General features: G+C 72.6%; 10 protein-coding genes. 6 read left to right on the top strand and 4 right to left on the bottom strand.

Features of this window, described 5'->3' with window-relative positions; translation table 11 throughout:
* Complete coding sequence (locus tag O3X23_RS34900; RefSeq protein ID WP_269276576.1) at positions 1-762, top strand: SDR family oxidoreductase; 762 nt, start codon at positions 1-3, stop codon at positions 760-762.
* A 124-nt stretch (positions 763-886) separates the two neighbouring features.
* Here O3X23_RS34900 and treY read toward each other — a convergent pair whose 3' ends face one another.
* Both treY and glgX read right to left on the bottom strand, forming a co-directional pair.
* Positions 887-3220 carry a malto-oligosyltrehalose synthase gene (treY, locus tag O3X23_RS34895; protein WP_269276574.1) on the bottom strand — a complete coding sequence of 778 codons (2334 nt, stop codon included), beginning with the start codon at positions 3218-3220 and terminating at the stop codon, positions 887-889.
* Positions 3221-3271: 51 nt separating this feature from the next.
* A complete protein-coding gene (gene glgX / locus O3X23_RS34890; RefSeq protein ID WP_269276572.1) occupies positions 3272-5392 on the bottom strand; it encodes a glycogen debranching protein GlgX in 2121 nt (706 codons plus the stop codon).
* A gap of 286 nt (positions 5393-5678) precedes the next feature.
* On the opposite strand from glgX, the gene O3X23_RS34885 reads away from it, so the two are divergent.
* Entirely contained in the window at positions 5679-6920 is a 1242-nt protein-coding gene (locus O3X23_RS34885) for an SAV2148 family HEPN domain-containing protein (protein WP_269276599.1), read from the top strand.
* 118 nt (positions 6921-7038) lie between these two features.
* Positions 7039-7824 carry a 3'-5' exonuclease gene (locus tag O3X23_RS34880; protein ID WP_269276570.1) on the top strand — a complete coding sequence of 262 codons (786 nt, stop codon included), beginning with the start codon at positions 7039-7041 and terminating at the stop codon, positions 7822-7824.
* Positions 7825-7996: 172 nt separating this feature from the next.
* Here O3X23_RS34880 and O3X23_RS34875 read toward each other — a convergent pair whose 3' ends face one another.
* Positions 7997-8923 (bottom strand): phosphotransferase enzyme family protein, encoded by a 927-nt coding sequence (locus O3X23_RS34875; protein ID WP_443048067.1) that lies wholly within the window; start codon positions 8921-8923, stop codon positions 7997-7999.
* 210 nt (positions 8924-9133) lie between these two features.
* On the opposite strand from O3X23_RS34875, the gene O3X23_RS34870 reads away from it, so the two are divergent.
* Genes O3X23_RS34870 through O3X23_RS34860 form a run of 3 tightly spaced genes read left to right on the top strand, consistent with a single transcriptional unit; the run spans position 9134 to position 12200 of the window.
* On the top strand, positions 9134-10039 hold the full coding sequence (locus O3X23_RS34870; protein WP_269276568.1) for a carbohydrate ABC transporter permease: 906 nt from the start codon (positions 9134-9136) through the stop codon (positions 10037-10039).
* A complete protein-coding gene (locus tag O3X23_RS34865; RefSeq protein WP_443048066.1) occupies positions 10036-10890 on the top strand; it encodes a carbohydrate ABC transporter permease in 855 nt (284 codons plus the stop codon). Before O3X23_RS34870 ends, O3X23_RS34865 begins: the two co-directional genes overlap by 4 nt.
* Complete coding sequence (locus O3X23_RS34860; RefSeq protein ID WP_269276566.1) at positions 10890-12200, top strand: ABC transporter substrate-binding protein; 1311 nt, start codon at positions 10890-10892, stop codon at positions 12198-12200. Before O3X23_RS34865 ends, O3X23_RS34860 begins: the two co-directional genes overlap by 1 nt.
* A gap of 6 nt (positions 12201-12206) precedes the next feature.
* Here the strand turns inward: O3X23_RS34860 and O3X23_RS34855 are convergent, their stop codons facing one another.
* The gene (locus tag O3X23_RS34855) at positions 12207-13466 is read right to left on the bottom strand and encodes an MFS transporter (RefSeq protein WP_269276564.1); all 1260 of its coding nucleotides are present in this window, start codon (positions 13464-13466) and stop codon (positions 12207-12209) included.
* Between the last annotated feature and the right edge of the window lie 37 nt (positions 13467-13503).

The following is a 13503-nucleotide window of genomic DNA, read 5'->3' as shown; positions in this document are numbered from 1 at the left end:
ATGAGTTACGACAACCTCGCCGGCCGCACCGCCGTCGTCACCGGGGCCGCCAGCGGCATGGGGGAGGCCACCGCCCGGCTGCTCGCCGCGCACGGCGCCCGGGTCGCGCTGCTGGCCCGCCGCGCGGACCGGCTGGACGAGCTGGCCGGGAAGATCGCCGCGGCCGGCGGGCAGGCGCTGGCCGTACCGGTCGACGTCACCGACGGCGCGTCCGTGGACGCCGCCGCCGACCGGATCCACCAGGCGTACGGGCCCGTCGACCTGGTGGTGAACTCGGCGGGCGTCATGCTGCCCAACCCGCTCGACGACGGCCGGATCGACGAGTGGTCCCGCATGATCGACACCAATGTGACGGGCGTGCTGCGGATCATCCGCGCCTTCACCGCCGACCTCGTCGCCGCGGCGGCCGAGCACCGGCCGGCCGACCTCGTCAACATCTCCTCGGTCGGCGCACACCTCACGTTCCCCAACTACGCCGTGTACGGGGCGACCAAGGCCGCGCTCACCCACCTGTCGACGTTGCTGCGCGCCGAACTCGGGCCGCGCGACGTCCGCGTCACCAACATCGAGCCGGGGCTGACCGACACCGAGCTCGGCCACCACATCGACAACCAGGAGTTGTCGGCGCAGCTCGGCGGCATGTTCGAGCAGATGGGCACCCTGTCGTCGGACGAGATCGCGGACATCATCGGGTTTGTCGCCAGCCGGCCGGCGCACGTCAACCTGCGCCAGGTGGTCGTGCTGCCGACCCGGCAGGCGTGAGCCGCACCGGCCGGGCGTCCGCACCGGGCACGGCGTTGCCCTGACCCCCGCCGGGCAGCGGTTCCCCGGGACCCGGCCAGGCACCGGCTCCCCGACACCGGTCGGGGAGCCCTTCCCGGCAGCCCTACGACGTGAGCAGCGCCACCGGGTGCGTCGCGAACAGGTCCGCGACGGGGACGGTGCCGCGGTGGTGGGTGCCCGTCAGCCGGTCGGTCCAGTCGCCCGGCGGCAGCGTCAGCTCGGTGCCGCCCCAGCCGCCCGCCAGTTCCAGGCCGTGCGAGAGGCGGGTGACGGCGGTGACCGAGCGCCCGGTCCTGGCAAAGGCGAGGCAGTGCGCGGCGGCCGGACCGGTGGCGTGCAGGGGCTCGTACGTGGCCTCGGCGCCGAACCAGTCGGGGTGCTCGCGGCGCAGCAGCAGCGCGGTCGTCGTCACCAGCTCCTTCGGGCCGTCACGACGGTCCGCCGGCTGGTAGGGGCGGCGGTTGTCGGGGTCGACGAGGAGCAGTTGGGGGTGTTCGTCGCCCTGGTAGATGTCGGGCACACCCGGCATCGTCAACTGCAGCAGCACCGCGCCGAGCCGGTTGACCCGGGAGGGCTCCGCGATCGCGCGGGAGATGTCGGCGGTCGCGTAGTAGGTCGGCCCGGTGATCAGCTCGCGGGCGAAGGTGTCGAGCCGCTTCTCGTACGCCGTGTCCTGCTCCGTCCAACTGGTGCGCAGCCCCGCCTCGCGCTCCGACTTCAGCAGCGTCGAGGCGACCACCTCCTCGGCGGCGTAGCTGCAGAAGACCACCGCGTACTGCCAGGCCAGGTACTCGGCGTGCCGGTCGACGAGCTCGATGCCGGTACGGGTGAAGTAGGACCGCAGATGGTCCGATTCGCGGCGCAGCCAGGACCGCCACAGGGCCGGGTGCTCCGAGATCGCGGCGAGCCGGGCGCGGACGTCGGCGCTGCGCTTGGTGTCGTGGGTGGAGAGCACGGTCCCGGTCGTCGGCCAGTCGCGCTGCAGGTGGGCGCAGAACGCGTGGAACTCCTCGGGCGTGGTCGTGGGGTGCGCGGGGTCGCGGCCGACCTCGTTGAGCGGCAGCAGCGGGTACCAGCGGTAGAAGGCGGTGTCCTCGACGGCCTTGGCGTGCAGCGCCGAGGCGACCTGGGCGAAGCGGACCGCGAACCCGGCGTCCGCGCCGAGCGCGAGGTCGCGGATCTCCGCCGCGGCCGGCACGCCCGCCTCGCGGGCCGCGGTCTCCAGCAGGGTGACGGCCTCGGCGGGCGCGTCCTGGCCGGGCACGACGTAGGGGCGGTAGACCGGCAGCCGGACCAGCAGTTCGCGGATGGCCCGGCGCAGCACGGCCGGATCGTGCCCGGGCAGCGCGCGGGCGGCGGTGCGGCCGAGTCGGCTGACCTCGGCGGCCAGGTCCTGGGTCACGATCTTGTACGCGGCGCGCCGCGCGGTCGGCCCCCACTCGCCGCCCCGGTCGGCTTCCTGGCCGGTGAAGTCGGCGTAGTTCGCCGTGATCCGCTCCACCCCGGCCGGATCGGCGAACAGCCCGTCGACCCGGTCCAGCGCGTCGTACCCGGTGGTCCCCGCGCAGGCCCAGTCGGCGGGCAGCCGTTCGTCGTGGCCGAGGATCTTCTCCACGACGGTCCAGCGGCCGTCGGACGCGGCGGCGAGGCGGCGCAGATATCCGGCGGGGTCGGCGAGGCCGTCGGGGTGGTCGATGCGCAGGCCGTCCGCGACGCCGTCGCGCAGCAGTTCCAGGAGCTTGGCGTGGGTCGCGTCGAAGACCTCCGGGTCCTCGACCCGGACCGCGATCAGGTCGGAAATGGTGAAGAAGCGCCGGTAGTTGAGATCGGTCCTGGCCTCCCGCCAGTGGGCCAGCCGGTACCACTGGGCGTCCAGCAGTTCGCGCAGCGGCAGCCCCTCGGTGTCGGCACGCAGCGGGAAGGCGTGGTCGTAGTAGCGCAGCACCGGCTCGCCGAGCGCCGGGTCGTCCTCGACGGTCAGCCGGTCCAGCACCTCGTCGAGCGGGGCGCCCAGGACCGGCATCAGGAGTCTGCCGTCCAGAACCGCCCAGTCGATGTCGAACCACCGGGCGTAGGCGGAGTCCGTCCCTTCACGCAGTACCGACCACAGCGGCCGGCTGAGGTGTTCCGGAACCGGCACCGCCATGTGGTTGGGCACGGTGTCGAGGATGAGGCCGAGGCCGTGTGCGCGGGCGGTGCGGGACAGCGCCCGCAGCCCCTCTTCGCCGCCCAGCTCCTCGCTGACACGGGTGTGGTCGACCACGTCGTACCCGTGCGTGGAGCCGGGCGCGGCCTGGAGCACCGGGGACAGGTGCAGATGGGAGACGCCGAGCGCGGCGAGGCGGGGCACCGCGGCCTCGGCATCGGCGAACGTGAAGTCCGGTTGCAGCTGCAGCCGGTAGGTGGCGGTGGGCACGGCGGCCGTCGGCGGGGTCATGCAGGAGTGCGTACCCCGCCGCACGGTCCTACGATCACATCGGCCGATCGATTACGCCGGCCGTTGCAACACCACCAGACTCCGGTCGGTCAGGTGCAGCCGGTCGCCGGCCGTGACCTTCTTCCCGGTGCCCGGCTCCACGCCCTCGGGCCGGCCGGTGTCCACGACCAGCTGCCACTCGTTTCCGTGGTCGACCGGGACCACGAACTCCATCTCCTCGGCCTGCGCGTTGACCAGCAGCAGGAAGGAGTCGTCCGTGATCCGCTCGCCGCGCGCGCCCGGCTCGGAGATCGCGCTGCCGTTGAGGAACACCGCCAGCGACTTGGCGTGCGCCGCCTGCCAGTCCCGTTGGGCCATCTCCTCGCCCTCGGGGGTGAACCAGGCGATGTCGGAGAGTTCGTCGTGGGTGCCCTCCACCGGACGTCCGTGGAAGAAGCGCCGGCGGCGGAAGACGGGGTGGTCGCGGCGGAGCCAGACCATGGTGCGGATGAACTCGTGCAGCTGCGCCGCCCCGGTGTCGTCCGCCTCCGGCCACTTCACCCACGCCAGCTCGTTGTCCTGGCAGTACGCGTTGTTGTTGCCGCGCTGGGTGCGGCCGAACTCGTCGCCGTGGGAGAGCATGGGGACGCCCTGGGAGAGCATCAGGGTGGCGATGAAGTTGCGCAGCTGGCGGCCGCGCAGGGCCAGGATGTCCGGATCGTCGCTCTCGCCTTCCTCCCCGCAGTTCCACGAGCGGTTGTGGCTCTCGCCGTCCCGGTTGTCCTCGCCGTTGGCCTCGTTGTGCTTGTCGTTGTACGAGACCAGGTCGTTGAGGGTGAAACCGTCGTGGCAGGTGACGAAGTTGATGGAGGCCAGCGGGCGGCGGCCGTCGTCCTGGTAGAGGTCGGAGGAGCCGGTCAGCCGGGAGGCGAACTCCGCCAGGGTGGCGTTCTCGCCCCGCCACAGGTCCCGGACCGTGTCGCGGAACTTGCCGTTCCACTCGGCCCACAGCGGCGGGAAGTTGCCGACCTGGTAGCCGCCCTCCCCGACGTCCCAGGGCTCGGCGATCAGCTTGACCTGGCTGACCACCGGGTCCTGCTGCACCAGGTCGAAGAAGGACGACAGCCGGTCCACCTCGTGGAACTGCCGGGCCAGCGTCGCCGCGAGGTCGAAGCGGAACCCGTCCACGTGCATCTCGGTGACCCAGTAGCGCAGCGAGTCCATGATCATCTGCAATACGTGCGGACTGCGCATCAGCAGCGAGTTGCCGGTCCCGGTGGTGTCCATGTAATAGCGCTTGTCGTCGCTCAGCCGGTAGTACGACGCGTTGTCGAGCCCCCGGAAGGACAGCGTCGGCCCCAGGTGGCTGCCCTCGGCGGTGTGGTTGTAGACCACGTCGAGGATGACCTCGATGCCGGCGGCGTGCAGCGCCCGCACCGCCGTCTTGAATTCCAGGACCTGCTGGCCCCGGTCGCCCAGCGAGGAGTAGGTGTTGTGCGGGGCGAAGAAACCGATGGTGTTGTAACCCCAGTAGTTGTTCAGCCCGGCGTCCGCCAGCCGGTGGTCCAGCACGAACTGGTGGACCGGCATCAGCTCCAGGGTCGTGACGCCCAGCTCCACCAGGTGGCCGATGACCGACGGGTGCGCCAGGGCCGCGTAGGTGCCGCGGATCTCCTCGGGCAGGTCGGGGTGGAGCATCGTCAGGCCCTTGACGTGGGCCTCGTAGATCACCATGCGGTGGTAGTCGATCCGCGGGGGCCGGTCGTCGGACCAGTCGAAGTACGGGTTCACCACCACCGAGGTCATGGTGTGCGGCGCCGAGTCCTGGTCGTTGCGGACCTCCGGCCGTCCGAACTGGTAGCCGTACACCGCCTCGTCCCAGTCGATGGACCCGCTCACGGCCTTCGCATAAGGGTCCATCAGCAGCTTCGACGAGTTGCAGCGGTGGCCCTTGGCCGGCTCGTAGGGGCCGTGCACCCGGAACCCGTACCGCTGGCCCGGCATCACGCCCGGCAGATAGGCGTGCCGCACGAAGGCATCGGCCTCCCGCAGTTCCACGGCGGTCTCGGAGCCGTCGTCGTGCAGCAGACACAGTTCGATGCGTTCGGCTACTTCGGAGAAGAGGGCGAAATTGGTGCCCGCGCCGTCGTACGTGGCGCCGAGGGGATATGCCGTACCCGGCCAGACTTGCATGTCGCGACTCTTCCACTCCCGGACCGGATGACGGTAGGCCGTTCGCCCGGTCACATCGTTGTCAACGCTTGCATCTTCGCGTAGATGTGGGCGCAAAAGTGCCATTTGCGCAAGGGGGATCTTCCCTGGGAGGGGTGCGGTATGCCTGCCCGGCTCCCAACAGCCGGAAACCGCAAGGGTGATGACGCGGTGCGGTTGTAGTCAAGTAGGGTCGATAGGGCTGCGGTGCCATCCGGTGGGCAGTAGCCTTCCTTGATCGTGGACGGGGGAGGGAGGCGGTGGCGTGGTGACGTCGGGAGGCCTTGTGCTCCCCAGTGGCGGGGATCAGGGCGACCGGAGCGGCGCCACTGCCGACGGTGCGCCCGGCGCGGTCACTCTCGCGCAGCCGTTGGAGATAGGAGCGGAACTGGACTGGGGCGCCGACGCCTGGGCGGAGGTGCGCACCCGTGCCAGCCGGGCCGGACGGGCCTACGTCTGGCTCAACCTCGTCGAGCAGCGCCTGCGCGCCGTCGTGAACGCCGTGCTGCGCCCGATCTACGAGCCCGTGCACGGCGAGGAGTGGGTCGTCGCCGCGGCGGGCCCGGCAGGACACGAATGGGTGCAGCGCGCTGCCGCCGTCCGTGAGGTCAGCCGCCGCAAGGGCTTCCTGCTCGACCCCGCCGACGACAACATCCTCAGCTTTCTGACCCTCCCGCAGCTGCGGGAACTCGTCGTGCAGCACTGGCCGTGCTTCGAGCCGTACTTCGACGAGCGCCGCGATCTCGAACTGGCGCTCGACGAGCTCGAGGTCGCCCGGCACGTCGTCTCCCGCAACCGCGCGCTGTCCCGCACCGTCCTCGCCCAGGCCGAACGGGCCGCCGCCCGGCTGCTGGACATCCTCGGCGCCGGGGCCGGCTACGCCGCGGCCGACCGGCTCCCCGTCGACGTCGTCGAGGAACTGGTCGCCGACCGCTACGCCGACGTCGTCGGCGTCTACTCCGACCGGGTCCGGCTGCAGCGCCAGCTGCCCGCCGAGGACCTCTTCGGCTCCGCGCACCGGCTGGACGCGATAGGCATCGGCCTGAACCTCCTCGTGCAGAACTACTCCGGCCGCCGGCTGATGCGGCTCGCGGAGACCGGCTGCCGGGTCCGGCTGCTCTTCCTCAACCCCGCCAGCAGCGCCGTCCGCCGCCGTGAGCGCGAGCTGGGGCTCGGGCGCGGCGAGCTGAGCCGCTCCGTCGAGATGAACATCATGCACATGCGCAGGGTCCGGGCCCGGCTGCGCGACCCGGCGGCCTTCGAGATCCGCGTCTTCGACGAGACACCGCGCTTCACCGCGTACCTCGTGGACGGGGACAGCGCCGACGGACTCGCCGTCGTCCAGTCCTATCTGCGCAAGGCGCGGGGGATGGAGGTTCCGGTGATGGTGCTGCGCGGTCCCTCGCGCCATGTCGTCAAGGACGACCGGCGCGGCGAGCACACCGGCCTCTTCGACGTCTACCGCGAGGAGTTCGAAGGAGTCTGGGCCGACTCCCGGCCGGTGTCCTGACCTCCGGGGCCCCCACGGCAGCCGGAGCACCGGTGGGCGGCGCGGACCCGGGGGACCCACTGTCAGTGGTGCACGAGAGGATGGCGGAGCACACGGGGGATCAGTGGGAGGTAGGCGCATGGCATGGCATCGGGAGCTGCTGGTCGGCTTCGACCTGGAGACGACGGGGACGGACCCGCACGAGGCGCGGATCGTCACGGCCGCCGTCACCGAGGTCAAGGGCGGTGAGCCGATACGGCACCGGGAGTGGCTCGTCGATCCCGGCGTGGCCATCCCCGAGGGCGCAACGGCGATCCACGGCATCACGACCGAGCGCGCCGTGGCCGAAGGCCGCCCCGCCCGCGAGGCCGTCGCCGAGATAGCCCGCGCGCTGCGCGAGTACTGGGCGGACGGCGTGCCGGTCGTCGTCTACAACGCCCCCTTCGACCTGAGCCTGCTCGCCGCAGAGTTGCGCCGCCACGACCTGCCCGGCCTCGGCGGCGCCCCCGGCCCCGCCGTCGGCCCGGTCCTGGACCCGCTGGTCATGGACCGGGCGCTGGACAAGTACCGCAAGGGCAAGCGCAATCTGGAGGCCGCCTGCGCGGTGTACGGGGTGGTGCTGGACGACGCGCACGAGGCGGGCGCCGACGCCCTCGCCGCCGTCCGGGTCGCCCGCGCCCTGGGCGAGCGGTACGCGGAAGCGGGCGAAGCCGACCTCTGGGACCTGCACCGCTCCCAGATCCGCTGGTACACCGACTGGGCCACCGGCTACCAGAAGTGGCTGCGCCGCGACCGCGACCCGCAGGCCGTCGTCGACGCCTCCTGGCCGCTGCGGCTGGACGCGCTGCTGCCGCAGCAGCGCACCGCCCCGGCAGGCACCGGCGCCCGGCTGCCGGACGAACCGGACGCCCAGGGCGGACGCTGACGCAGGGTCGCCTGCGCCGGGCCGGCATCCCGCGCCCGGGTCGACGTGCCCGATCCCGCCGGGCGGGTGCTCGTGAGGACAGGCCCTGGGCCGGCCGGCATGCCGTGCGCGCGGCGGACGTGCCGGGCGATCCGGCGCCTGCCGTGGACGCCCGGTCCGAAGGTCCCGTGCGTCAGAACGGGTACCAGCGGACCGTTGGGTCGCCGTCGCGCAGCGACGCGACGCGGCGGCGGAACTCGGCGAGAGCCGCGGGGTTCGCGGGGGCGTGCTGGGCGACCCAGGCGCAGCTCGCGGTCTCCCGCGCGCCGCGCAGCACGGCGCAGCCGTCCCACTCGCGCACGTCCCAGCCGTAGGCCGCGGTGAAGGTGTCGTAGGCGGCCGGGTCCAGCCCGTAGCGGTCCCGGCTGAGGGCCATCACCACCAGGTCGTGTTCGCGCAGATCGGTGGAGAACGTCTCCAGGTCCACCAGGACCGGCCCCTCGGGACCGACCTGTACGTTGCGCGGCAGCGCGTCGCCGTGGATCGGGCCGCGCGGAAGCCGGGGGGTCAGCGCGGCGGCCGCCGCGGCGAATCCGTCCCGGCGGTCGCGCAGAAACGCGGCGTCCGCCGGATCGATCGCCTCGCCCGCCAGGCGCAGCCAGCGCTCCACCCCGCCCAGCAGCTCACGCGGCGGCAGCACGGGAGCGGACGGCCCCGACGGCTCCGGCAGCGCGTGCACCAGCCGCAGCAGCCCGGCGAGGTCGGCGGGCCCGGCGGAGCGCACCGGCTCGGGCAGCCGCACCCAGTAGGTGACGGGATGCCCGTCGACCAGCCGGGCCCGCGGCGTGGCCGCACGCACCGCCGGCACACCGTGCTCCGCCAGCCAGCCGGCGATCAGCACCTCGCGCTCCGCGCGCTCGAGCAGCTCGGCGCTGCGGCCGATCTTGACGACGAGGCCGTCGCCCACGGCGAACACCGCGTTCTCGCCGAGCGCCAGCAGCCGCGCCCCGGCGGCGTCCGGCGACGCGTCGGAGACGGGAGCCGCCGCCGACGGCCTCGCCGCCGCGACCAGCACGGCCCGTGCCCGTTCCTCCGTGAACGCCGTGCCCGTCTGCTCCACGACTGCCCTCCGCCGTTCCCCGTCCGAATGATCACCGACAGTCTCGCATCTGCCCGCGACCACCCGCCCGCGACCACTCGCCGGGAGCCGACGCGTCGTCACATGGTCTTGACGGGCCGCCCGGGGGTCCGCACCATGACGGGGGCCCGCCGGGGCCTCGCGCCTGCCGGGCGGACCGTCCGACGAGCCGCGCAAAGGAGCCCGCCTGCCGTGACCCTGGCGACCGCGCCACCCAGGAACCGCCCCCGGCGACCCGACCGCGGCGTGTGGTTCCTCGTCCTCCCCGCCCTGATCCCGATCCTGCTGCTGAGCGTCGGACCGCTGCTGTACGGGATCGGCCTCTCGTTCACCGACTCCCAGTCGGGCCGAATACAGCCGACCCGGTGGATCGGGCTGCAGAACTTCTCCGACCTCCTGCACGACTCCCTCTTCTGGGACTCGTTCCGGATCGGCCTGGTCTGGGCGGTCGGGGTGACCGTGCCCCAGTTCCTGCTCGCGCTCGGCCTCGCGCTGCTGCTCAACCAGCCGCTGCGGATGCGCTGGCTCGCCCGCGCGCTGGCCATCGTCCCGTGGGCGATGCCGGAGGTCGTCGTCGGCATCATGTGGCGGCTGGTCTACCACCCGGACGCGGGCGTGCTCAACGAGACGCTGCGCCAACTCCACCTCGGCAACGGAACCGACTGGCTCGCCGGACTGTCGACGGCGCTGCCCGCCGTGATCGTCGTCGGCATCTGGGCCGGGATGCCGACCACCACCGTCTCGCTCCTCGCCGGGCTGCAGAACGTGCCACGCGAGCTGCACGAGGCGGCCGCGGTGGACGGCGCCGGCGCCTGGCGCAGGTTCCGCACCGTGACCTGGCCGGCGATCCGGCCGGTGGCGCTCGCCATGACGGCGCTCAACTTCATCTGGAACTTCAACTCGTTCGCGCTGGTCTACGTGCTCACCAACGGCGGCCCCGGCGGCCGCACCCGGCTGCCGATGCTCTTCGCCTACGAAGAGGCCTTCCGCTACGGCCAGTTCGGCTACGCGGCGGCGATGGGCTGCGTCATGGTCGCGGTGGTCTCCGTACTCCTGGCCGTGTACCTGGCCGGCCGGCTCAAGGGGGAGGACCAGTGACCACCGCCCGCAACCGGCTGATCAAGCGCCGGGCCGGCCGCACCGGCCAGTACCTCGCGCTCCTCGGCTATCTGGTCTTCCTCGGCTTCCCGCTGCTGTGGCTGGTCTCGACGGCCTTCAAGCCGCCGCGCGAGCTGGCCACCCTGCACCCCACCTGGTGGCCGGAGAACCCCACCCTCGACAACTTCCGGCAGGCCTTCGACGAGCAGCCGCTGCTGCACGCCGCGCTGAACAGCCTGCTGGTGGCCCTCAGCTCGGCAGCCATCGCGGTGCTCCTCGCCACGCCGATGGCGTATGTGATGGCGCGGCACCGCTCCTGGCTGAGCCGGACCGCCACCGGGTGGGTCGTGGTCAGCCAGGCGTTCCCGTTCGTGCTGGTGATCATCCCGCTGTTCCTGATCCTCAAGCGGCTGCACCTGATCAACGCGCTGCCGGGTCTCGTGCTGGTCTACGTCGTCTGGACGCTGCCGTTCGCGCTGTGGATGCTGACGGGGTACGTCCGCGCCGTGCCGCGCGAGCTGGAGGAGGCCGCCGCGGTGGACGGCGCCGGCCGGTTCCGCACCCTCGTCTCGATCACCGCGCCGCTGCTCGCCCCCGGCATCGTCGCCACCGGCCTGTTCGCCTTCATCACCGCGTGGAACGAGTTCTTCTTCGCGCTGGTGCTGCTGAAAACCCCGGAGAAGCAGACCATGCCGATCATCCTCACCCACTTCATCGGCGCCGAGGGCGTCGCGGACCTCGGTCCGCTCGCCGCCGCCGCGCTGCTCGCGACCCTCCCCAGCCTGCTGCTCTTCGCGCTGATCCAGCGGCGGATCGCCGGCGGCATGGTGGCCGGGGCGGTGAAGGGCTGATGCGCCGGCCCTCGTCCCGCCCGCTCGGGAGGTCGGTGGCCGCGATCGCCGCCGCGCTCGCCCTGCTCACGGCGGGCTGCGCGGGCGGCGGCGACGGCTCCGACGACGGGCGGATCACGCTCCGCTTCCAGAGCCTGGCCTGGCAGCAGGACTCCGTCGCCGCCAACAAGCAGCTCGTGGCCGAGTGGAACCGCACCCATCCGGCCGTCGAGGTCGAGTACGTGCAGGGCAACTGGGACAGCGTCCACGACCAGCTCCTGACGTCCTTCGAGGGCGGGGAGGCGCCAGACATCATCCACGACGCCTCCGACGACCTCGCGGACTTCGCGTACGGCGGCGACCTCGCCGACCTGGGCGGCCTGCTGCCGCCGACCCTGCGGGACGCGATCCCGGCCGCCTCCTGGCAGACCACGACGTTCGGCAAGGGCGTCTACGGAGTGCCGTTCCTGCAGGAACCCCGCATGATCATGGCCAACCGGGCGCTGCTGGTGAAGTCCGGCGTCCGCATCCCGACCGCCGACACCCCCTGGACGTGGGACGAGTTCCGGCAGTCCGCGAAGAGGCTGACCGCCGACGGGACCTACGGGGTCGCCTGGCCGCTCAAGGAGCCGGTCAGCTCGACCCTCAACCTCTCGCTGTCCACCGGCGGGCAGATCTTCGCGCGCGGCGCCGACGGCAAGGTCACCGTCCGCTTCGACGCCGCCGACCAGGTCGTACCGCGCGTCATCCACGACCTGGTCAACACCGACCACAGCGCGTCGCGCACCACGCTGGGCATGGGCGGCTCCGACACGCTGCCCGGGTTCTTCGGCGGCAGGTACGCCATGGTCCCGCTCGGCTTCTCCTACCGCCAGCAGATCCAGCAGCAGGCCCCGAAGGGCTTCGACTGGATCGTGCTGCCCGCCCCCGCGGGGCCCGGCGGCAACCGCGCGCAGGGCGTCAGCCCGCAGACCCTCTCCGTCTCGGAGGACTGCGCGCACAAGAAGGAGGCCGTCGCGTTCATCGACTTCCTGCTGCGCACCGACAACGTGGTCCGGCTCGCCAAGGGCGACTGGATGCTGCCGACCGCCACGGCCGCCCTGCGCGACCCGGCGCTGCACACGGAGCGGAACGGCTGGTCCACCGGCACCGCGCTGGCCCCCTATCTCCGCTCCGCGCCGGCCCAGTCCGTCCGCGGCTACCCGGAGTGGAAGGACAAGGTCGCCACCCCCGCCTTCCAGGAGTACTACAGCGGCGCCATCGGCCTCGACGACCTGCGCCACCGCCTGGTCTCCGACGGCAACCGCGTGCTGGCCCGCTACCAGCGGTAGCCCGCGTCAGACGGCCTCGCCGAGTTCGCCCGCCGTGACGACGCGCAGGAACGGCGGGACGGTGGCCGCGACAGCGGCGGCGAAGACGAGGAAGGCGACCCGTATCCCGAACGCTTCGGCGAGCACACCGATCAGTCCGGCGCCCAGCGGCATGGCGCCCCAGCTCAGCAGGCGGGCCGCGCTGCTGAAGCGGCCCATGATGGCGTCCGGCACGGTGTTCTGCGCGACGAGCCGGGCGTTGACCGACCACAGGGTGCCGCCCATGCCGCCGAGGAAGGCGGCCGCCGCGACGGCCCCCAGGCTGGTGGTGAGGACCGGGACGGCCATCATCGCCAGCGTGCTGACGAGGTCGGCGAACATCGCCCAGCGGCGGCCGAGCAGCCGGTTCACCCGGCCGACGGTGAGCGCGCCGACCAGGCCGCCGATCCCGAGCGCGCTGAGAACGACGCCGTACTCCCGGGGCGACAGCCCCATCAGCTCCTTCGCGATGAGTGGCATGAGGGCCAGCCAGCCGCCCCAACTCGCGCACAGCACCGTCAGGATGAGCGCCATGGTGCGCAGCAGCCGGTGCCGCCACAGGTAGCGCAGTCCCTCGGTGAACTGCCGGGCCCCCGCCGGCCCGCTGTCCGGTGCGGGCTCCCGCCGCGCGCGGAAGCGGCCCGTGAGCAGCAGCAGGACCAGGGCGGCGGCAAGGTACGCGACCCAGGTGGCGCCGAGGGCGACGCCGGTGCCCGCGGCCAGCAGCAGCCCGCCGACGAAGGGGCCGCAGAACTCGTTGGCGGCGGTCTCGACGCCGGTGATCCAGGCGTTCGCGCGCTCCCGGCCGGCCCGCGGCACGATCGCGGGGACGAGCGCCGACTCCGAGGTCAGGGCGATCACCTCGGCGACGCCGAGCACGGTCCCGGCGGCGGCGAGCGCCCAGAGTGTGACGTCGCCGGTGGCCACGATCCGCAGCAGCCCGGTGATCGCGAGCAGCCGGATGCCGTTGGCCAGCCAGAGCAGCCGGCGCCGGTCGGCGCGGTCGACGAGCACGCCGACCGGGAGGGAAGCGAGCAGCCAGGGGAGGGTGAGCGTGAGGGCGACCAGGGAGACGGCGCCGGGGGAGCTGGTGACGCGGGTGGCCAGCACCGGCAGGGCGATCTTGGTGATCCCGTCCGCGAGATTGGTGATCGCGGTGAACACCAGCAGCACGACGGTGTTGCGGGTCCCGCGCGGATCGGCGGGCCGCGCCGGTGTTCCGGCGGCGGGCAGGGCCTGGGTGGTCATGCGAGGTCCCCTAACCGTCTAACGCTTTGACTGGTTT

The organism is Streptomyces sp. H39-S7, assembly GCF_027158205.1.
Classification (GTDB): domain Bacteria; phylum Actinomycetota; class Actinomycetes; order Streptomycetales; family Streptomycetaceae; genus Actinacidiphila.
Note: the sequence above shows the minus strand (reverse complement) of the source record. Positions and strands in the feature narration are given on the sequence as shown.

Bases quoted from the DNA above. Each gene is read 5' to 3' on its own strand.
- O3X23_RS34900 (WP_269276576.1), top strand. From the start codon at position 1: ATGAGTTACGACAACCTCGCCGGCCGCACCGCCGTCGTCACCGGGGCC.
- treY (WP_269276574.1), bottom strand. From the start codon at position 3,220: ATGACCCCGCCGACGGCCGCCGTGCCCACCGCCACCTACCGGCTGCAG.
- glgX (WP_269276572.1), bottom strand. From the start codon at position 5,392: ATGCAAGTCTGGCCGGGTACGGCATATCCCCTCGGCGCCACGTACGAC.
- O3X23_RS34880 (WP_269276570.1), top strand. From the start codon at position 7,039: ATGGCATGGCATCGGGAGCTGCTGGTCGGCTTCGACCTGGAGACGACG.
- O3X23_RS34860 (WP_269276566.1), top strand. From the start codon at position 10,890: ATGCGCCGGCCCTCGTCCCGCCCGCTCGGGAGGTCGGTGGCCGCGATC.
- O3X23_RS34855 (WP_269276564.1), bottom strand. From the start codon at position 13,466: ATGACCACCCAGGCCCTGCCCGCCGCCGGAACACCGGCGCGGCCCGCC.